General features: G+C 44.3%; 16 protein-coding genes. 12 read left to right on the forward strand and 4 right to left on the reverse strand.

From position 1 onward, the window contains the following. Positions 1–385 precede the first annotated feature (385 nt). The 4 genes from yghU to JMX50_RS03060 all read left to right on the forward strand — a co-directional run bounded on the left by yghU (position 386) and on the right by JMX50_RS03060 (position 6,632). Positions 386–1,267, forward strand: coding sequence for a glutathione-dependent disulfide-bond oxidoreductase (gene yghU / locus JMX50_RS03045; protein WP_201628378.1), 882 nt, complete (start codon positions 386–388; stop codon positions 1,265–1,267). 334 nt (positions 1,268–1,601) lie between these two features. Beyond that, positions 1,602–2,876 carry a DUF1176 domain-containing protein gene (locus JMX50_RS03050; protein ID WP_227670881.1) on the forward strand — a complete coding sequence of 425 codons (1,275 nt, stop codon included), beginning with the start codon at positions 1,602–1,604 and terminating at the stop codon, positions 2,874–2,876. Between the two features lie 597 nt (positions 2,877–3,473). Further along, entirely contained in the window at positions 3,474–5,138 is a 1,665-nt protein-coding gene (locus tag JMX50_RS03055; protein WP_201628379.1) for a DEAD/DEAH box helicase, read from the forward strand. A gap of 249 nt (positions 5,139–5,387) precedes the next feature. Beyond that, positions 5,388–6,632, forward strand: coding sequence for a DUF819 domain-containing protein (locus JMX50_RS03060; protein WP_201628380.1), 1,245 nt, complete (start codon positions 5,388–5,390; stop codon positions 6,630–6,632). 11 nt (positions 6,633–6,643) lie between these two features. Here JMX50_RS03060 and JMX50_RS03065 read toward each other — a convergent pair whose 3' ends face one another. Further along, positions 6,644–8,056 carry a PLP-dependent aminotransferase family protein gene (locus JMX50_RS03065; RefSeq protein ID WP_201628381.1) on the reverse strand — a complete coding sequence of 471 codons (1,413 nt, stop codon included), beginning with the start codon at positions 8,054–8,056 and terminating at the stop codon, positions 6,644–6,646. 182 nt (positions 8,057–8,238) lie between these two features. Here JMX50_RS03065 and JMX50_RS03070 point away from each other — a divergent pair, with 182 nt between their 5' ends. The 7 genes from JMX50_RS03070 to JMX50_RS03100 all read left to right on the forward strand — a co-directional run bounded on the left by JMX50_RS03070 (position 8,239) and on the right by JMX50_RS03100 (position 17,153). Continuing rightward, on the forward strand, positions 8,239–9,189 hold the full coding sequence (locus JMX50_RS03070) for an EamA family transporter (RefSeq protein WP_201628382.1): 951 nt from the start codon (positions 8,239–8,241) through the stop codon (positions 9,187–9,189). A 364-nt stretch (positions 9,190–9,553) separates the two neighbouring features. Continuing rightward, entirely contained in the window at positions 9,554–11,317 is a 1,764-nt protein-coding gene (locus JMX50_RS03075) for a hydantoinase B/oxoprolinase family protein (protein WP_201628383.1), read from the forward strand. Between the two features lie 40 nt (positions 11,318–11,357). Beyond that, entirely contained in the window at positions 11,358–13,439 is a 2,082-nt protein-coding gene (locus JMX50_RS03080; RefSeq protein ID WP_201628384.1) for a hydantoinase/oxoprolinase family protein, read from the forward strand. 218 nt (positions 13,440–13,657) lie between these two features. Beyond that, positions 13,658–14,758 carry a helix-turn-helix transcriptional regulator gene (locus JMX50_RS03085; protein WP_201628385.1) on the forward strand — a complete coding sequence of 367 codons (1,101 nt, stop codon included), beginning with the start codon at positions 13,658–13,660 and terminating at the stop codon, positions 14,756–14,758. An 85-nt stretch (positions 14,759–14,843) separates the two neighbouring features. After that, positions 14,844–15,836 (forward strand): RhuM family protein, encoded by a 993-nt coding sequence (rhuM, locus tag JMX50_RS03090; RefSeq protein ID WP_201628386.1) that lies wholly within the window; start codon positions 14,844–14,846, stop codon positions 15,834–15,836. 96 nt (positions 15,837–15,932) lie between these two features. Beyond that, on the forward strand, positions 15,933–16,676 hold the full coding sequence (locus JMX50_RS03095) for a zinc-dependent peptidase (protein WP_201628387.1): 744 nt from the start codon (positions 15,933–15,935) through the stop codon (positions 16,674–16,676). A gap of 60 nt (positions 16,677–16,736) precedes the next feature. Further along, positions 16,737–17,153 carry a hypothetical protein gene (locus JMX50_RS03100; RefSeq protein WP_201628388.1) on the forward strand — a complete coding sequence of 139 codons (417 nt, stop codon included), beginning with the start codon at positions 16,737–16,739 and terminating at the stop codon, positions 17,151–17,153. Positions 17,154–17,303: 150 nt separating this feature from the next. Here JMX50_RS03100 and JMX50_RS03105 read toward each other — a convergent pair whose 3' ends face one another. Next, positions 17,304–17,978: a hypothetical protein gene (locus tag JMX50_RS03105; RefSeq protein ID WP_201628389.1), complete on the reverse strand. Its 675-nt coding sequence runs from the start codon at positions 17,976–17,978 to the stop codon at positions 17,304–17,306. Positions 17,979–18,226: 248 nt separating this feature from the next. Here JMX50_RS03105 and JMX50_RS03110 point away from each other — a divergent pair, with 248 nt between their 5' ends. Beyond that, positions 18,227–18,700: a hypothetical protein gene (locus JMX50_RS03110; protein ID WP_201628390.1), complete on the forward strand. Its 474-nt coding sequence runs from the start codon at positions 18,227–18,229 to the stop codon at positions 18,698–18,700. 380 nt (positions 18,701–19,080) lie between these two features. Here JMX50_RS03110 and JMX50_RS03115 read toward each other — a convergent pair whose 3' ends face one another. Both JMX50_RS03115 and JMX50_RS03120 read right to left on the reverse strand, forming a co-directional pair. After that, positions 19,081–19,296 carry a hypothetical protein gene (locus tag JMX50_RS03115; protein ID WP_201628391.1) on the reverse strand — a complete coding sequence of 72 codons (216 nt, stop codon included), beginning with the start codon at positions 19,294–19,296 and terminating at the stop codon, positions 19,081–19,083. A 147-nt stretch (positions 19,297–19,443) separates the two neighbouring features. Next, the gene (locus tag JMX50_RS03120; RefSeq protein ID WP_191690031.1) at positions 19,444–20,571 is read right to left on the reverse strand and encodes an alkene reductase; all 1,128 of its coding nucleotides are present in this window, start codon (positions 20,569–20,571) and stop codon (positions 19,444–19,446) included. Positions 20,572–20,573: the final 2 nt, after the last annotated feature.

Consider the following 20,573-nt stretch of genomic DNA (forward strand, 5'->3'; position numbering starts at 1 on the left):
TTAAAAGTGCCGATTAGAGCGTCTTTTAACTATTTTCAATTATGTTTATAAAAAGCTATGTGTCTAGAAAACTATGTGTCTAGAAAACTATATTTCTGAAAAACCAAGTCTCTAAAAAGCCGCTAAGGTGTGGGTAGTATAAAAACAACTACCTTTGAGTTAAAGAGTAGCAAAGTAACGGTATACGCCCAGTCATTAGAAATTTAACTTTAAATACCTCTACATTATTTAAAAGAAGGTAAAGAAAGGATGGTTACAGGAGCGCTGTGAAAATACAGGTTACAAGACAGGGCTTTAATCAAAGTATCAATCCTCGCTATAGTAGGTAGCGGTAAAGAGCAATCAAACAACACATAATAAAGCAATAAAAAAAGTAGGTAACCTTATGAGTAATGATAATAATCAAGCAAGTAATGATAAAAACAACAACATTCAAAACAACAATGCTAGCGGATATACTCCGCCTAAAGTTTGGAAAAATGACAGCGAAAATGGCGGTAAGTTCGCCAGTATCAATCGGCCAACGGCTGGCGCGCGCCATGAGCAAAAACTGCCCATCGGCGATGCGCCTTTACAGCTGTATTCATTGAATACGCCCAATGGCGTGAAAGTAAATATCCTGTTAGAAGAGCTTACTGAGCTGAATATTAAAGGCGCTGAGTACGACGCCTATCAAATCGACATCTCTGAGGGTGATCAGTTTGGCTCAGGATTTGTCGCTATCAACCCCAACTCAAAAATCCCTGCGCTGGTAGATTATTCTGCTACTGTAAATAACTCAGAGGCGGGCGAGCCTATTGCACTTTTCGAGTCGGGCGCTATCTTATTATATTTAGCAGAAAAGTTTGGCAAGTTTATCCCGATGCAGCAGGGTAAAGCACGCGCAGACTGTCTGTCTTGGCTGATGTGGCAGATGGGTAGCGCGCCTTTCTTAGGTGGCGGTTTCGGGCATTTTTATGCTTATGCACCTGAACCGCTAGAGTATCCTATCAATCGCTATACGATGGAGACCAAACGCCAGCTTGATGTTTTGGATACGCATCTTAAAGACCACGAGTATATGTGTGGCAACGCGGAGTCTGACTATAATATTGCCGATATGATTATCTGGGCATGGTATGGTCAACTGGTACTTGGCAAGCTTTATGATGCCGCCGAGTTCTTACAAGTAGAGGAGTATAAGCACCTAAAGCGTTGGGCACAAAAAATTGCCGAACGTCCAGCGGTTAAACGCGCGGTAGATTTAGTGCTTAAGCCTATTGTTTAAGCCCATTACTGAATCTCATTACTTAAGCATGTATTTTAAGCTGTCTATCTCAACGATTATTGACGATAGCTCACTCATCATATAGTTCAATAAAAAAGGTTAATAGGCAATTTGCTTATTAACCTTTTGCTTGCTATATTCCGTATAATATATTCTTTATTCCAAATATACTTGTCTATATATTGAATCAGCACTATGCTTCCGTCTTTACATAATGGTACATTAGTATAACAGATAGAAACATTGGTACGTTAAGATAGCAGCCACCGCCTTAATGGGCAGGTGTTGATATTTATTCTATTAATGAGTAATGATTATGAAGGATAATAATAAGATGACGCGTGCATCATCACCCTTAACGCGTGAGATGACAGTTGATTCTGGTCATGCTAACTATGGTAGTGGTAGTAACAATAGTAGCAGCAATAGCAATGCCAATCAGCAGCGCCATAAAAAATCCAACCTCTTAACAGATAGCACTCATCGCACAATGAATCCTATAAAAACAAAAAAGACACCCTTATTGATGACAAAGAAAATTTTATTACCCTTATTTGCAGCCATTAGCACGGCTTTATTTAGTTCAGCGGCGCAGGCTGGCGCGGCTGTTGATTTTAGCAACCAAGACTGGCAAGTGGCTTGCGATAATACCCGTACTTGCCGGCTGGCAGGTTACCAAGCAGAGAATAATAGCGATTTACCGGTGTCGTTATTATTGGTGCGCCGCGCAGGTGCCAATGCCACAGTCGATGGCAAGGTCAAACTTGGCGGCGCAAAAGAAAGCTCAGCAAAGGCCTTGATGCAGCTTGGCAACCGCCATCGTATATCCTTGTTTATTAATGATAGAGATTACGGAGAAACCAAGCCTTACTCGGTGGCGGCAGGTCATGCAGAGCTGACCTCAGCGCAAGTCAACGCGCTACTTGATGCCTTGACTAAATCAAGCAAGATTGAGCTGGTGATTCGCAATACGCGCTGGCAGCTATCGGATAAAGGTGCCAGTGCCGTCATGCTCAAAGCCGATGAAGCACAGGGCCGAGTAGGGACGTCAAGTGCCTTTATCAGTACCGATAGCGCAAGCAAATCTAATAGCAGTGTCTTAGCGCCTAAAGCAGCACCCGCGCTACGCTTGGTCACGCCAAACCCTAAAGCCATCTCTAGCAGTAAGAGAAAGTTTGTCATGCGCTCATCGCAGTTAGCAGAGCTGATGAAGACCACCATGAAGGATGCAGATACAGATTGCCCAAACTTAGCAGATAAGTCACCTTGGCGGGTCAGCCGTCTAAATAGCAAGCAGCTGCTCGTACAGCATGATTGCTGGATGGGTGCTTATAACACTGGCATGGGCGCTTGGGTGCTCAATGACACTAAGCCTTATCAGCCGACCTTGGTGACGACCAGTGCAACCGATTATAGCAATGGCAAATTAACCTCGGTGCAAAAAGGCCGCGGGATTGGTGACTGCTTATCTAAAACCGACTGGGTATGGACGGGCAAAGCTTTTGAGAAGAGCCATGAAAGCACCACAGGCATGTGTCGCTTGATAGAGGTAGGCGGTGCTTGGCAATTACCAACCTATGTGACGGAAGTAAAAGTGTCACGTACATAATTAAATTGGATGAAAACAGCAACTTGCTTAAAGGCTTGGTTTAACATCAGTTTTTAAGCATATATTTGCAGTTCTAGCCCTTATTTTGCTAATAAACAGAAAAAGAGCTACTACTTGCATTTTTGTTATGCTATACTGCGTCGCCACGTTAGCTTAGACTATCGTGAATTATGAGATTGATAACATCGCCTGCGATTTTGGGTCTAGGATGACCATAAGTAATTGTTGCCGATGATTTTGTGTACTTAAATAACCCTTCATATACATATTGAAAAACACGTTATTTTTGACTCATATCTTATCTACGAACCCATATATGGGCTAGATTGGTTGTTACCAGCCTTTATCTGCTTTGGACAAAGCATGGATAATGCGCTTTTAACGAACAAGGATGAGACACTCGGCACTACCACCAAAATACGTCAGACAGCACGAACGCCTTTATAATATTGACAAGCTTTATAAGCTTGGCTTTTGATTGTTAAGCCTTTTTTAGGGTGAGATAATTGTTTTATAAATGCAGCGTGGTGAACGGTTATCAGTGGTATGCATCAAGCTTGCTGAATTTACAGCAGCTTATACTTACCAAGGATTACTATGACTGACATCTTATCTGCTATCGCCGCTGAAAACGGCATCATCGAAAGCACTGATACCCCAAATACCGATACTAATAATCAAGCGGCTACTACTGACGCTGCTGAAGAAAACAAAATCACTTTTGCTGAACTTAATATTGCCAAGCCAATTTTGACCGCGCTTGATCGCAGTGGTTATACCCATCCAACACCTATTCAAGAACAAGCCATTCCTTTTGCTCTAGCGGGTCGCGACTTATTATTGTCAGCGCAAACCGGTAGTGGTAAAACAGCGGCATTTGTTATCCCAGTACTTGACCGTTTAAGCCGTGCCACTAGCTTTGACAAATTAACCAAAGCCCTTATCCTAACGCCAACGCGTGAACTTGCTCAGCAAGTACATGACAGTGTGCGTACGTATTCTAAAGATATGCGCGGTTTGTTCTGTGTGCCATTAGTAGGCGGCGCCCCTTACAATGGTCAGATTACTGCTTTGAAAAAAGGCGTGCAAGTGATTGTTGCGACTCCTGGTCGTTTACTTGACCATATCAATGCGGGCCGCGTTGACTTATCAAGCCTAGAAGTTTTGGTACTTGATGAAGCTGACCGTATGCTTGACATGGGTTTTGCTGATGATATCAACGATATCTTGAAAGCCGCTCCTGATAACCGTCAAACCATCATGTGTTCAGCAACTTGGGATGGTCCTGTTGGCAAGATTGCTGCCAGCTTCACCAAAAACCCGGAGCGCGTTTCAATCAAAGTTGAATCAGCACACATCGAAGAAAAAGTGTATTACTGTGACGATTTTGATCATAAAAACCGTTTGCTTGACAAAATTGTTTGCGATAAAGAGATGGAACAAGTCATCATCTTTGCTGCGACCAAACGTAGTACTGAAAAATTAGCCAAATCCCTACAAGAGCAAGGCCATAAAGCCAGCTTCTTACATGGTGACTTGCCACAAAGCAAGCGTAACCGTATCGTTCAAGACTTGCGTAATGGTAAATGTAAAATCTTAGTAGCGACTGACGTTGCTGCTCGTGGTCTTGACGTGCCAGCACTATCGCACGTCATTAACTATGACTTGCCACGTCAAACAGAAGACTACGTGCATCGTATCGGTCGTTGTGGCCGTGCCGGTCGTACGGGTATTGCCATCAGCCTATGTAGCATGGATGATCGTCCACAGCTAAACGCTATCAACCGTTATTTAGATCGCAAAATGGAAGTATCGGTCATCGAAGGTATGGAGCCTAAGAAGACTTATGTACCTAGCGAAAACAAAGGTAATGGTCGTGGCCGTGGTCGCGGACGCTCAAGTGGCGGCGGTAACGGTCAAGGCCGTGGTCGCGCGGGTGGTGGCTATCAAGGCAATCCTGCTAATGCTCGTGGTCGTTCAAGCGACAGCGCACCGACTGGTCAACGCGCTAGCAATGACAGCGGTTATCAAGGTAAGCCACGTGATTCATCTGGTAAACCAAATGAGCGTTCAGGTGGCAAGCCGTATCAAGGCAAGCGCACTGGTGCTCCTAGCCGTGGTGATAGCAATGGCGTTCCACGCGGTGAACGTGCTGCAACGGGTCGTGGTCGTCCAAGCGGCAGCCAAGGTCGCCCAGCTGGTCGTGCTGACAGCCGTGGTCAAGGTCGCTCAAGCGGCGGCAACCGTAGTAACAACTCGTAATATTGTTATCGTGACTGGTCAATAATAGCATTTGATTAAATGCTATTGGTCTAGCCATTTAACCTAACATAAAAAGCCAGATACTTGTTATCTGGCTTTTTTGTGCGTCATGGTTTTATAGTAAGGCGGCTCTATGTCAATGATAAAACATCGATAAAAAATCAACAATGCGAGATCGTTGCTTGCGCGTCTTTTTCGCCTTGTCTATACTGACAAGCTTTTATTCATCGTGTGCTGCGGAGCCATCTGATGCCCGACATCTCTTATTTAGCAATTGACAATCTGCCATTAGCATTTGGCATTATCATGGCCATTATTGGTCTGGTTTTTTATACCCAAGGGCTGCCCGGTAAGTTTTGGCGACGTTTTTATGCGGTGTTGCCGGGTATTGTGCTGTGCTGCTTTATTCCAGCCACGCTAAACAGCCTAGGCGTCTTCGCTGATGGCATCGGCTCACAGATTTATGGCTTTACCGCTACCTATCTGTTGCCAGCCAGTTTGCTGCTCATGACCTTATCGATGGATGTCCCTAAAATTTTAGGCTTAGGCTGGAAAGCGATTGCCATGTTCTTCGCCGCCAGTGTTGCCATCGTCATCAGTGGTCCCATAAGCTTAGGTATTGCTAAATGGATATCACCTGAGATGTTTACCGACGATACCTTATGGCGCGGATTTTCAGCGGTCGCGGGTAGTTGGATTGGCGGCGCGGCAAACCAAGCGGCGATGAAAGAGCTGTTCGGCGTCAGTGATGATTTATTTGGCATGATGATTTTGGTTGATACTACCAATGCCTCACTATGGTTATTGGCTATTCTGGTCATGGCCAAGCACAGCGCTAAGATAGATAAGTTTTTACGGGCGGATAGCAGTAGTATTGATAAAGTGATTGCCGCAGTTGAAAGCTATGAGCGTGACAATGCGCGCCCAGCCACTTTAAATGATTTGATGGTGATGTTTGGTTTGTGTTTCGCCATGGTTGGGGTGGCGCATTTCGTAGGCGGGCAAATAGCAGGCTTCTTTGCCCCTTACAGTTGGGCGGTACAGTATAGCTTTGCCAGCTCATTCTTTTGGATGGTGGTGATTATCACTTTAATAGGGGTAGTATTTTCCTTTACCAAAATTCGTCGCCTTGATCATGTTGGCGCCTCCAAAATCGGTACGGTATTTATCTTTGTCTTGATTGCCGCTATCGGTATGCAAATCAATCTCGCCGGTATTGTCTCGCAGTGGCGTTTGCTACTCATTGGTCTGTTATGGATGAGTATCCACGTCGTGATTGTTTTTGCGGTCGCTAGGATGATTCGTGCGCCGTTTTTCTTTTTAGCAGTCGGCTCCAATGCCAATACGGGCGGCGCGTCATCAGCACCGATTGTCGCCACAGCATTTCACCCGTCACTAGCACCCGTTGGCGTGTTTTTGGGTATTTTAGGCTATGCCGTGGGTACCTTTGGTGGTTATATCAGTACGCAGATGATGCGGCTGGTGGTGGGGTGATAGTATTTTTATCAGTATTGACAGCTTTTATCCAGATAATCACCCAACCACCTCAAAAACTCATCGCCAGTTGTCGATACATTGAGTCGCAGATGGGTTGAGGCGCGGGCATCTGGGTAAAATAATTGCCCCGGTGCGACCAGCCAACCTTCTTTATAGGCATCTAATGCCAGTTGGCTGGTATCCTGCCCCGTGTCTACCCAAACAAAGATACCTGCTTGTGTATGCTCAGGATAGATAAGTCCTATCCTTGGTAATACTTGGCGCATTCTTTCATGAGCGCTATATAAATGCTGCTGCACTTTTTTAATCTGCCGGCGATACTCACCATGCGTCCATAAATGATGACAAACCCGTTCACCAAATTCTGGTGTGTTTGAATTGCTTAAGGTTTTAATACGCAATACATCATCGATATAGTTATCAGGACAGACCAACATGCCAACGCGCCAGCCTGACGCCATTGACTTTGAAAACCCAGTCGCATAAAACACCCGTTCAAACTGATCAAGGCTGGCATAACGCAGCACTTGACCACCCGGTACAAATGCGGCGTATAAATCGTCCTCAAAAATATAAGCATTGTACTCATGAATAAGATTGAGTACTTGGTGCGCGCGGGCAGGATGCAGGTTACAAGAGGTCGGATTATGCAGCACGCTATTGGTCAAATAGAGCTTGGGACGATGCGTCGCAAACAGCTTTTGCATCTGCTCAATATTAGGCCCTTGATGGTCACGTTCTACAGAGACGACGTTTAATCCTTGTTGTTGCAAACAGCTTGATAGCCAATACCAGCCCGGCCCATCAACGACAACCGTATCCCCAGCTTGAGTAAGCAGCCGCGCCACCATGGTCACGGCTTGCGACAATCCTGCCGTAGTAATTATGTGCTCGATATGAGTGTGCATGCCCAGCGTATGCAGGTGTTGAACCAGCTGCTGACGTAGCGGCAAATAGCCATGAACATTACCATAATCATAGATAAAGCTATCGGCTTGCTGGGTTACCTGCCGTATGGCCCATTCCATCTTATCATTACGTACCCAGTCTCTCGGTAATGTTCCCACCCCCGGCGAGCGATGATGCGGGATATCACTAAAAACTTGCTGTATCAGCCAGCGCGTATCTATTACTCGGTGCTTAACGACTGCTTTTTTATCATCATTCGGCTGAACTACTTTTGCTTGCGTATTGACATAATAGCCCGAGCTGGGCTTAGCAATTAGCACACTGGTAGCCACCAATTGCTCATAAGCTTGTACCACCGTAAAGCTTGATATATTTAATAGTTTCGCTAACTTTCGCACCGAGGGTACGCGTTGGTTGGGCAGGTAAATCTGCCAGTCAATACGCTGCTGTAACCATTCAGCGACGGCGGCAGTCTTGGTTAAATTTGGATTGAGCGTATAGGTTTCGACCATAATGAATGTGCTTATCTCTTCAATGTCATGATTAATTGTAACGTTAAAAGTAACTATACACTTTGTTCACCATTCGTAAAACTGTATCGGGTCTGTTATGGGCATTTAAACTATAGTTGATTCTTAATATTCAAACATTAATAACAACTCAGAACTAATAATAGCTATTCTAGGATAAGCCTATGACCCTTCTACACATCGCTCTAGCTGTATTGGTTGCCTTTATTTGGGGTGTAAACTTTACCTTTATTGCATGGGCGCTCGAAAGCTTTCCGCCACTGATGTTAACCGCTCTACGTTTTTTCTTTACTGCCGTGCCGTTGGTTCTGTTCCTTAAACCGCCCAAATTCAACCCTACGCTATTTATCTATGCCATTGGTACGTTTGTTATGCAGTATGCTTTTGTATTTACCGCCATGCATTTGGGTGCATCAGCAGGTTTGACGGCGCTGTTGTTACAAGTTCAAATTTTTATTACCGTCTTGCTGGCGTATGTCATATTAGGTGAGCCTGTGAGTCGTATGCAGATTATAGGTATGTTAGTTGGTGTGCTAGGTTTGGGTGTGATTGCGCTAAATCTCGGCGGTGATATGCCCTTGGTTGGCTTTATCTGCATATTGATTGCAGCCATAGGTTGGAGCTTTGGCAATATCGCTTCAAAACAGGCCTCAACGCAGCAAAGTACTAGTAATATTTCTACTGCCTTGCCTGTTAATAGCAACAACAAAGCTTCAAATAGAACATCGGCACTATCTGCGTTATCACTAGTGGTATGGGGCGGTCTGATTGCTTGTGTAGTTTTGACTTTATCTTCTCTGTTATTTGAAAATGAGGCATGGACGCTTGCAACATTTACGCAGGCGTCCTTCAAGTCTTGGTTATCGCTTGGATTTATCGTCTATGTCTCAACCCTGATCGGCTTTGGATTGTGGGCGCATTTGCTTAGTAAAAATATCGCTTCTAAGGTTGTGCCATTTGCCTTACTGGTGCCCGTATTCGGTATGGCGACTTCAGTGCTGCTCATAGGAGAAGTGGTTACATGGTGGAAGATGCTAGCAATGGTGCTCATCTTATCTGGACTGATTTTGGCTAATGTGAAGATAGGTCTAGGCAGGAAGTCTGCGCACGCATAGTAGTAAATAACTTATAGCTTCCTATAGGGTTAGTAAGAATAGACAAAAAGAGCAGTGCATCACATATGAAGCATTGCTCTTTTTGTCTATTCTGAACGCTTTATATCCCACTATGATAAAGATGAAAACAGGCTGCTTATAGCTACAGCTGTACACTCACAGTCAAAAACTCTGCACGGACAGTCAATCTATTTTGCCAAAACCTCGCTATAGTGAAAAAGCTTGATCATTAGGATAGATGATAAGCCAGATAAAGCGCGCGCTGAAGGGTAAGGATAAATGGTCATATAGACCGGTATATTCTTTTATTTCTCTTATATAAATGCGCTTCTTCTGACCCAAATTTCTCGACAAGGAGTCTTTCATGAGCAACGCTCACCCTTCTATAGATCCTATTACCTTGTCTGTCGTACGTGGTGCCCTAGAAACGGCGCAGCGTGAGATGACAACCACCTTAGAAAAAACTGCCCGTTCGAGTGTCTTTAACTTAGCCCATGACTACAGTAATGCGCTGTTTGATCATTTGCCTGAGATGATTTTGCAAGGGCAAGATATTCCCATTCATTTAGGCTCACTCATGCCCGCCATGAAAGCCGTCGCCGAATATTATGGTGATGACATTCATGAAGGCGATGTCATTTATCATAACGATCCTGTGATGATGGGCAGCCATATCTTAGATTGCTGTATGTATAAGCCGGTATTTTATAAAGGTGAGCTGGTCTTTTGGACGGTTTGTAAAGGTCATGTCACTGATATCGGTGGCCCTGTGCCAGCAGGCTATAACCCTGATGCCAAAGAGATATATGCCGAAGGCTTACGCATTCCGCCCATTAAGATTTGGGAAAAAGGCGTCAGACGTCGTGATGTGATTAACCTCATACACAGTAATATGCGCTCACGCCGTAATCAAGAAGGCGATCTTAATGCTCAGTATGGCGCGTGTGCCGTTGGCGAGCGTAATATGATTGCGCTGCTAGACAAATACGGTGTTGAAACGGTGCGCGGCGCGATTGAAGAGCTAAAGAACATGGCTGACCACCATATGCGCTCATTAATCTCCTCTATCCCAGATGGCGATTATCATGGCGAGGCGGTGTTAGAAGACTCAGGTCATGGCTTGGGTGATATGACCATCAGCGCCGACATTGTCATCAAAGACAGCGACGTACATATTAAAATCACCAGTCCGCCGCAAGTCCCTTACTTTATCAACTCTTATGCCGGTAACTCGATGTCAGGGGTATTACTTGGGCTGATGATGTTTGCCCAAGTAGAGCCGCCGTATAACGAAGGCTTATATCGATGTGTGACCGTTGATTTGGGTGAGCATGGCACCTTATGTAATGCCAAAGAACCTGCACCGCATGTCAACTGTACGACCACGCCGATGGAAACTTTGACCGATGCGGTACGTATGGCATTTGAAGCGGCGGCACCTGAGCGCGTTACCGCCTCTTGGGGACATTCATCAGGGATTAATATCGCTGGTATCGACCCAAAAACTGGCGAGCAATACGTCACCATGATTTTGGCATCTATTATTTCAGGCGCAGGTGCCACCCAGCAAATGGATGGCTGGCATGCTTGTGGGCCATTAAGCTGCTTTGGGGCGCTAAGCTCGGGAGATATTGAGCTGTTAGAGTACCAGTATCCTATCTTAATCCATAAGTATGGCTTGGCAGAAGACAGTGGCGGCGCAGGCGAGTATCGCGGCGGCTGTGGTACGGTTTGGGAAGTTGAGCCATTAGACCATACTATGACGGTTATTGCCTTTGGCGAAGGTCGTCAGCATCCTACTATGGGCGCCGGCGGCGCGGAACAAATCTCACCCGAGCTGAAAGTTGGGCGTCTAGAGATACTACATAAAGACGGACAAACGGACTTATATAGAAAAAACACCGTTACGGAAATCACGCCGGGTGAACGCGCGCGCAATACCAATCCGGGTGGCGGCGGCTACGGCAGCTCATTTGATCGCGATATTCAAGCGGTCATCAAGGATGTACAAGAAAGGATTATCTCAATCTCTGCGGCAAAGATTGAATACGGCGTGGTAATTGACCCAGAAACTCTGGCGCTCAATGAAGCTGAGACTGAGTACTTACGCCGCCAGATAACCGCATAAAACACACATTGAACTTTCATGATTGAGTTAAGGATGACTTATGAACAACGATTTTCGTATTGGCGTTGATGCTGGCGGGACTTTTACAGATTTTGTCTTGGCAGAAAAAACCGGTGACATTCATCTGTTTAAAGCGCCATCGACCCCAGAAGATGGCACCTTAGCCATTGCCAATGGTCTACAGCAAATTGCCAACAAATTTAACCGTCCTATCGAAGACATCATTCAAGCCTGCGATTTGTGTATTAATGGTACGACGGTTGCACTGAATGCATTGATTCAAATGACGGGCGTGAAAGTGGGCTTGCTATGTACCAAAGGGCATGAAGACAGTATCGAGATACGCTTAGGGCACAAAGAAGAAGGGCATCGCTATGATGCCAGTTACCCGCCAGCGCCGCAGATTGCTACGCGTGACCGCCGCTTTCCTATCCGTGGTCGTATCTTAGCAGACGGCACTGAACACGAGCCGTTAAATGAGCAAGATATCCTCGATGCGATTGAAGTGTTAAAACGGCAAGACGTACAAGCGGTTGCTATCTCTTTTGTGTGGTCTATCCGCAATACTCAGCATGAACAGCGTGCCAAAGAGCTGATTGAGCAGCATATGCCGGGGGTGTTTGTCTGCTGCGGTAGTGAAGTATATCCGCAGATTAAGGAATATACGCGTACCTCAACGACACTAGTTAATGCCTATTTAAGCCCCGTTATGGCGTCTTATGTACATAAGATTGATGATTACTTTAAGGCGCTCGGCGCTGAGCAGCCTGTTCGTTACTTTCAGTCAAATGGCGGACTTGCCGTCGGTAACATCATGCGCGAACGAGCAGTTAATGCCATCAATTCAGGACCCGCATCAGCACCGCAAGCCGGTTTATATATTGCCAGCGCCTTTGGTATTGATAATATTATTACCGTTGATATGGGCGGTACGTCTTTTGACATCACTATGGCCAAATCTGGTCGAACCAGCTTAAACCGTGATATTGATTTTTTACGCAATCGTATTGGCGTGCCGATGATTCATGTCGAAACGCTAGGCGCGGGCGGCGGCTCTATTGGTCATGTGAATAATTTTGGTATGTTGGAGGTCGGTCCACAAAGTGCTGGCGCGACCCCAGGTCCTGCCTCTTATGGTAAAGGTGGTGAGTTGCCAACGGTTACCGATGCCAATCTGGTCTTAGGCTACTTAGAGCCCGATGCGGTGCTAGGCGGCTGTGTTACCTTGGATAAAGACAAAGCGCTGCAAGCGGTACAAAAACATATCGCCGATCCACTAAAAATTGACTTGGCACATGCAGCCTTTGGTATCAGTGCCATCGTCAACCAAAATATGGCAAACGGTATTCGCCGTATTACCATTGAAAAAGGCTATGACCCTCGCGACTTTGCGCTTATCTGTGCCGGCGGCGCTGCTGGTATGCATATTGTTGACTTGGCAGAAGAGATGGGTATTGGTACTATTTTGATACCAAAGATTGCCTCTTGTCTCTGCGCCTTTGGTCAAATCATCTCTGATATTAAATATAATTATCTGGCCACGCAGATGATGATTATTGCGCCAGATTCAGAGCTACAGTCACTCAATGCCACCTTACATGAGCTAGAAAGCTTGGGCGTGCAAAAGCTGCTAGAAGATGGCTTTGCAGAAGACGATATCATCATCGAGCGCACCATGGAGATGCGCTACGTCGGGCAGGTGCATGAGTGTAATGTACTGATACCCAATGGCAAGCTTGATGCCGATAGCGTGCAAACGATTCTAGAAGCCTTTCATCATCGTCATAAAGAGCTCTATACTTATGATGAGCGTGACAATAAGGTCGAGCTGGTCAATATCGAAGTCGCTGTCATCGGTAAAATCAGTAAGCCCAAGCTACCAGAGCTTGCTAAGCAACAAGGTGATATCAGTCAGGCGCAAGTTGGCAGCCGTGAGATGATCATGGATCAAGAATATGAATGGATTGATACGCCTATTTATAATGGTGAGGAATTTGGGGCAGGGGCGCTGATTGCAGGGCCGGCGCTTATTCAAGAGCCAACCACCACGATTGTGATTAAAAAAGGCTGGCAAGCAGAATTGCATGAGACGGGCACTTATAAGCTAACCAAAGCCGCTTAGCTTGCTGTTTTCAGCGTTATCGCTTTATCGTTTTCCCATCAGGCATTAAACCTCGTTTAATGCCTGATGTTTGTTTTAGGTATCATATTTAGACATCAGGGTAATAATGCGTTTATGATATAAAAATAACCGCTTAGCATCTAATAAAATGCTTACAAATAGCGCTTAGTGTATAAGCAGCGATTACCGCTCATTTTTTATTCATAGAGTATTCAAGGATGAATGCAAGTCGCGATACAGACAATACCAATGCTAATAGCACAGCAAACAGCGATAGTCTCATAGACATTATAGGGGACCATTCTATTTCAAATTCGGCAATATCATCACCACTATTAACCCCATTTTCGCCAATATCTTCAACGCCTGCTATAAGTGCTCCTCAAACCCTAGACGCGTTTGATTGGAAGCGCACCATCAATGACACCTATTTTGATCTCCATGTCAGCTTTCGCCAGCCAAGTCAGTTTTCTGGTTACTTGCAACACGCCAAGCTTTTGGATATCGGCGTGTCTCATTATCATGCCAATACCGTGCATTATAAACGCAGCTTAGTAAGCAATCAGTCTAGTGACGGCGTTAAGGACAATAGTAGCGACGACAGTATTTTAATCACCTTTCCTGTGACCGGTAGCGTCCGTTTTGCGCAAAAAAATCGCCAATTAACCTCAAGCCCGGGTCAGTTCTTTATTGAATTATCAAACTTACCTTATGAGTTTTATCATCTGCAGCAAGTGTCGTTATATGTGATTAAGGTGCCTTTGGCGCTATTAACCCCGCAAATGGGCACTATAGAGCGGCAGTTTGCCCGCAGTCTGTCTATTGATGAAGGGGCAGGCAGGTTGCTGGTTTTTCAAATCAGGCAGATATTAGAGCTGATTCAACAACATAGATTGGCGGCTTTAGAGGTTAAAATCCTAGAGCAACAGCTGCTTAACCTTATTGTATTGACATTAAGCGCCCCGAAAGAGGTGATGATGAGTAGCAGCTCGTCCATACAGTCGGTACATCTAAAGCGCATCGAGCATTACGTCCATCAGCACCTAGAAAACCCCGTTTTAACCCCAGCGATGGTCGCTGCTGCTTGTCATATATCGGTCAGATACTTGCATAAGCTTTTTGCTGAGTTGCCCTATAGTTTTTCGGAATGGGTAAAAGAGCTACGTTTAAAGCAGGCCAATCATATTTTAAAAACCAAAAGTTACGTGACCATCGATGAAGTGGCGCATAGGGTCGGTTATAGCGATCAAGGTTACTTTTCACGTATTTATAAGCAGCATTTCGGTTATACGCCGCGAGATACTCCAAGCACAGGATAGTCATTGTTATGTACTCTGTTATGCAGTCGCTGTATGATTTATGAATTGAGCATAAGCGCGTATATTAAGTTAAGGAAAAACCAAGATGACTGATGCGACGAATGATAAGACAGCAAAAGTAGAGATTTATGAAAGCGCTGATGGAGAGGCGCAGGTAGACGTTCGCTTCGAGCAAGAGACTGTCTGGCTCACGCAAGCACAAATGACCGAGTTGTTTGGTCGTGACCAGTCAGTGATTTCGCGTCATATTGCCAATGCTATAAACGATGAAGAAATTGCTGAAAAAAGCAATATGCAAAAAATGCATATTGCAAATTCTGATCGCCCTGTGACGTTTTATGACTTAGATGTGGTTATCTCAGTGGGTTATCGCATCAAATCTCCCCAAGGTGTGCAGTTTAGACGCTGGGCAACCCAGCGCCTACGTGAATACTTGGTTCAAGGCTATACACTCAATCAAGAGCGCTTTGATAAAAACTCGAGCGATCTACAACAAGCGTTAAACTTAATTAGAAAAACCGCGCAAAGTCCCGAGCTGAAAACCGATGAAGGTCGCGGCTTGGTTGAGATTATCAGCCGTTATACACAGACATTCTTATGGTTACAGCGCTATGATGAAGGTTTACTTGATAATCCTGCAGGGCAAGATGGTGGTATCTTACCCAGTCCGACTGAGGCAATGGCAGCGCTGACGGATTTAAAAGCGCAGCTGATAGCAAGGGGCGAGGCGACTGAACTATTTGCTAAGCCTCGCGGTGATGGTTTGGATAGTGTACTGGGTAATTTAGAGCAGACGGTGTTTGGCGAGCCTGCATACCCGACTATCGAGAGTAAAGCGGCGCATCTGCTGTACTTTATGGTCAAAAACCATCCTTTTACCGATGGCAATAAACGCAGCGGCGCTTTTTTGTTTGTAGATTTTCTGCATCGTAATAATCGACTGCTCAATGATAAAGGTGACATGGTTATTAATAACACAGGCCTTGCCGCATTAACGTTATTGGTCGCTGAATCTGACCCCAACCAAAAAGAAACCTTAATTAAATTAATTATGAATATGTTGTCGTTAGAATCTTGATAAATAGGCTTATTGTCAGCATCACTTAACCCCTTAAAACACATAACGCCAATAATAAAAAGTACAGTCTAAAGACGAAATTAAAGGAAATTCAATATGTTTAGCATGATAAAAGACTGGCGCGAGCAGCGTATCTTGGACAACAGCGAGTTTACCCATGCTGACTGGCTGCAAGCTGCCAAGCGTATTGTGATACTTGAGAGGCTAAACGAGGATGAGCTAACACGCTTGTTTGAGCTGGCGACGTTGTTTTTGGCGGATAAGTCAATTACTGGCGCGCAGGGTTTTGAGATTACCGATGCGGTCAAGCAATCTATCGCCTTACAAGCTTGCCTGCCTATCTTAAACCTAAGCCTTGAGTGGTACGCTGGCTGGTCGGCCATTATTATTTATCCGGGTTCTTACAAAAGCGAAACCACCACCGTGGATGAGTTGGGGGTTGTCCATGAGGGCAGTCAGCACCGTAGCGGCGAAGCGTGGCTGCGCGGTCCTGTTATTCTGTCATGGAAGGATGCTAAACACTCAGGCGAGCGCGATGGTCACAATGTTGTCATTCATGAGTTTGTGCATAAACTTGATATGCTAAATGGTCGTGCTAATGGCTTTCCGCCGCTGCAACCGGATATGGATCCTGCGCGCTGGACTGAAATTATGACGCGAGATTTTGAGGATTTTCAAAGCCATCATAAATCAGGTCTCGACCGTTATGGCGCGACCAATCCTGCGGAGTTTTTTGCGGTGCTCAGCGAAGTGTTCTTTGAAACGCCGCAAAAGCTGGTCGACGCTTACCCTGATATTTACGAGATAATGGTGAAATTTTTTCGCCAAACGCCGCTATGAATGAAAGGTGTCTTGGTAAAAGAGATTAGAAAAAACCATACTTACGAGAATATGAATTTCATGAAAAAATTGCTAATTTTAATTTATGCTTTGCTGATAACGCATCCGGCCTATGCTATCAATACTCCCTCACAATATCCTAAAGAGCTGCAAGAATTAGGAGTATATATAGATTCAACCCTCGATAAAGTCCAAAATATATCTGATAATGAAGAGTTTTGTTCAATTCAGTCAGCTTTTGCTTTCAATATTATGCAGATGAGACAAAAAGGGGTTGATTATAGTGACATTTATCATTTAATGAATATAAACAACAAAGCAGATTTAACTACAAAAGGTATGGATAAACTAGATAGTTATAAGGGCGTTTTTGAGGAAGCGTATGATTATCCAGTATATGAAAGCAAAGAGGATAAGGGTACTGCTACTACCTTCTATATGACCTATAAAAATCATCAATGTTTACTCAGTTTATAAGTGTTTTTACGGATTTTTCAGTCGCTAATTTCTTAATTATCCGTTTAATAGCTTAAAAAAACCATAAAAAGGGCAGTGTATTGATTTAATAACACTGCCCTTTATTGATTTTTATGACTGTAAGCATTTGTTTTTACAGGTAAAGGTTATTTAAACCGTCCATTGTTCATTGACGATAGCGACCAGATAACGTTTGCCTTGGTACTCTTCAAACACTAAGCGTAGGATACGCCAGTCCATACCAGAGTATTGCTCTGAGCCTTTATGATAAAACTCAACAAACTCCGAATTGGGGTAAATCTCTTTTAAGTTATTGATCATACTGCCGTTATGCTTAAACTCATTAACGCTGATACTGGCATTGTTATATTTCTCACCAGCGACCCACGTATCTAAGTATTCTGGTAGCGGAATCACCAATGTGTCGCCAGAGCCATCTAAATCACCCCAAGTAAAACGGATTTTGGCTTGTTGTAAGTATTGGGCGAATTGTTCACGGCTAAAGACTTTATCGGTCTCAGGGCGCACGTAGGCATACATTGAAAAACGCACGCCGCGCGTCGGATGGATATCATTGGTGATGCGCGCAAAGTCGTCATTCGCTAGGGCACGCTGAATACGCAAAGCTTGCTGTCTAAGTGTTTGCTGGCTGGCATCAGAAACGATAGGCGCTGAGGTATTACCATTTTGCTGATTGGGTATTTTGACATTGGATTCAGCAGAAGATGAGCAGCCAGTCGCAACAAGTAGGGAGACAAAGCATGCAGCAGTCGTTAATTTATAAAAACCTGACTGAAAAATATTAAAACGAGATGACGGCATCATAAGAATATCCTTATCGTAGCTTATTAAAATTATAATAGCGGCATTGGACCTGAGACCTAAATAAGTACTGAGTTAAATGAGGTTTTACTCATCAATAGTACTCATAACTGCTCAAAGTTAATAATGGTGCTGTGTAAACAAGGTTTTTGTCCGATAAACCTTACCAACACAATTGTGCAGTAAAGTGGTAGTTTATATGTGTTTTAATGAATATACTACTAAATATGTGATAGCAGATGGAGGACGCCATGCAGAAGACACTATTTTCTATAATGATGCTATTCCTAGGGTTTTCTGCTATTTCTGCGACCGCCAATCTAACAGAGGCCTTGCAGACGGCTTTCGCCATGAAAGTCACGACCATCGCTGATATGTACCAGCAAGATGTGAATAATCAGGGTCAAGATTATCCGGTGGTATTACAACAATATGGCAACCAAGAGCTACAGGCGGCCATGCGGCTTGAGCAAGACTACTTTGCTAGAGAGCAAACCTCATGTCATATTGGTTATGACGTGCTGTGGAGCTCCCAAGATCCTGACTATGGGCAAGAGAAAAAGTTTTCAGTGACCACGCAAGGATTGGTTCAAGTCAGCTTGGCGCAAGGCAATGATGTGTATTATGAATTGTCCTGTGATGATTCTACCTGCCAAGTGGCAGACGTTATCTTAGATGAGGACGGTTCATCTTTACGAGAGCATTTGCAAAACGCTTGTCGTTAACTGAAATCTGAAATATTGATTGTGTGCCGAGACTGATATTAATTTTAAATGCCGATAAAAATATTTTTGAATAAGTACAAATATAAATCAATGGAAGTATTCGAAAATCGCAGTGTCTAAAATGCAGTGTCTAAAATATTATTTGCTTTACCCTTAAGACCGTTGGTTTGTTTTCGCATAATGTATATTATGTTAAATAGACTGTTTTAACGTTAATGATAGCAAGGGTTTTAGATTATTTTATTGCGTTATTAATACCCAGCTGAAATCTAGATAACTTATTTATCTGATTTATAAACCAACCCCTTCCATCAATCATTTATCATCTCAATCAATAATATTAAAAACCCATATCCAAACTAGGCAAAGAGCAACAACTGCTACCTTCTTAAACGCTCAATGAGCCAGCCTGCTAGTGGGAATGACACCATCTGCGTCAACGGCACGAGTATTATGGTTTCAATCAATACCACCACTGGCAGACTTAAACCATGAGTCGCAGGCTTTAATAACGTTAATACGATTAAGAGCGTCGGATAAAGTCCGACATATCCTACTAATATGCGTATCAGTCTGTCTTTCAAACTTTTATTCATTGCGTCTACCAACTGATAAATACTGACAAATAGAATATCTTTAAAATTATATGCATTTTTGCAGCGTCATCGCACTGCTTATACCCATCGCTTGCTGCGGTGAAAACAAGGCCGTGATCGACCTTGTTTTATGCACTACTTTTTTGACTATTCTTGATAGCGAGGATAATCACTATAGCCAATGGCAGTGCCACCATACATCGTGGCAGGATCTGCCTCATTGAGTGGCCAATGATTGGCTATGCGTTCAGGTAAATCGGGATTAGCAATAAAAGGACGACCAAAAGCAAATAAATCCCCATAACCTTTAGATAATATATCGACCGACTTCTGCACAGTATACTTGCCCGCATAAATAATACGCCCTGAAAACTCAGCTCTGACGGCTTGGTAAAAAGGCTCTGGCAAATCAGGCGCATTATCCCAATCAGCCTCTGCAATAGATAAGTAAGCAATACCCGCCTGTTCAAGCACCTTAATCGCTTCAATATAGGTATGATGAGGATCTGCTTCTACTAAGCCTAGATACACACGAGTCTCATCCGTGCTGGCAAATAAAGGCGCAAAACGTACGCCTAAACGATCAGCACCAACCACCTCACTGACGGCAGCGACCACTTCTTTTAAAAAACGCAGACGATTGGTCAACGAACCACCATATTGATCATCACGTGTATTGCTATGCTCAGAGATAAACTGATTTACCAAATAGCCATTGGCACAGTGTAGCTCTACCCCATCAAAACCTGCTTCTAGTGCGTTGCGCGCGGCTTGTGCATACATAGCGACCAATTCACCAACTTCTTCTGTGCTCAGTGCCCGTGGCTCACTTGGGTCGGCTAAAGCACCCTCGCCTGGACCTGTCTCAATAAATACTTTGACGTTAGTGGCAGTAATGGCAGATGGAGCGATAGGCTGCGCTTGATTGGGTTGTAAGCTGGTGTGAGACACGCGGCCAACGTGCCAAAGCTGCGCAAAAATAATACTGCCTTTAGCGTGTACTGCCTGCGTGACTTTTTTCCAGCCTTCAATTTGCGCTGGTGAATGAATACCCGGCGTCCATGCATAACCTTGGCCTCGTGGCTCAATCTGTGTACCTTCAGTTACCATAAAACCTGCTGAGGCGCGCTGTGCATAATAGCTTGCCATTAAATCATTAGGGATATTGTCAGGTTGCGTGCTACGAGAGCGCGTCAAAGGCGGCATCACGATACGGTTTTTAAGGGTATAAGGTCCAAGTTGTACAGATGAAAATAACGCACTGGTATTTTTCATTT

It is taken from the genome of Psychrobacter maritimus (assembly GCF_904846345.1).
Lineage (GTDB): Bacteria > Pseudomonadota > Gammaproteobacteria > Pseudomonadales > Moraxellaceae > Psychrobacter > Psychrobacter maritimus.

Coding starts and splice junctions, on each gene's coding strand:
- yghU (WP_201628378.1), top strand. CDS start 386: ATGAGTAATGATAATAATCAAGCAAGTAATGATAAAAACAACAACATT.
- JMX50_RS03050 (WP_227670881.1), top strand. CDS start 1,602: ATGACGCGTGCATCATCACCCTTAACGCGTGAGATGACAGTTGATTCT.
- JMX50_RS03055 (WP_201628379.1), top strand. CDS start 3,474: ATGACTGACATCTTATCTGCTATCGCCGCTGAAAACGGCATCATCGAA.
- JMX50_RS03060 (WP_201628380.1), top strand. CDS start 5,388: ATGCCCGACATCTCTTATTTAGCAATTGACAATCTGCCATTAGCATTT.
- JMX50_RS03065 (WP_201628381.1), bottom strand. CDS start 8,056: ATGGTCGAAACCTATACGCTCAATCCAAATTTAACCAAGACTGCCGCC.
- JMX50_RS03070 (WP_201628382.1), top strand. CDS start 8,239: ATGACCCTTCTACACATCGCTCTAGCTGTATTGGTTGCCTTTATTTGG.
- JMX50_RS03075 (WP_201628383.1), top strand. CDS start 9,554: ATGAGCAACGCTCACCCTTCTATAGATCCTATTACCTTGTCTGTCGTA.
- JMX50_RS03080 (WP_201628384.1), top strand. CDS start 11,358: ATGAACAACGATTTTCGTATTGGCGTTGATGCTGGCGGGACTTTTACA.
- JMX50_RS03085 (WP_201628385.1), top strand. CDS start 13,658: ATGAATGCAAGTCGCGATACAGACAATACCAATGCTAATAGCACAGCA.
- rhuM (WP_201628386.1), top strand. CDS start 14,844: ATGACTGATGCGACGAATGATAAGACAGCAAAAGTAGAGATTTATGAA.
- JMX50_RS03095 (WP_201628387.1), top strand. CDS start 15,933: ATGTTTAGCATGATAAAAGACTGGCGCGAGCAGCGTATCTTGGACAAC.
- JMX50_RS03100 (WP_201628388.1), top strand. CDS start 16,737: ATGAAAAAATTGCTAATTTTAATTTATGCTTTGCTGATAACGCATCCG.
- JMX50_RS03105 (WP_201628389.1), bottom strand. CDS start 17,978: ATGATGCCGTCATCTCGTTTTAATATTTTTCAGTCAGGTTTTTATAAA.
- JMX50_RS03110 (WP_201628390.1), top strand. CDS start 18,227: ATGCAGAAGACACTATTTTCTATAATGATGCTATTCCTAGGGTTTTCT.
- JMX50_RS03115 (WP_201628391.1), bottom strand. CDS start 19,296: ATGAATAAAAGTTTGAAAGACAGACTGATACGCATATTAGTAGGATAT.
- JMX50_RS03120 (WP_191690031.1), bottom strand. CDS start 20,571: ATGAAAAATACCAGTGCGTTATTTTCATCTGTACAACTTGGACCTTAT.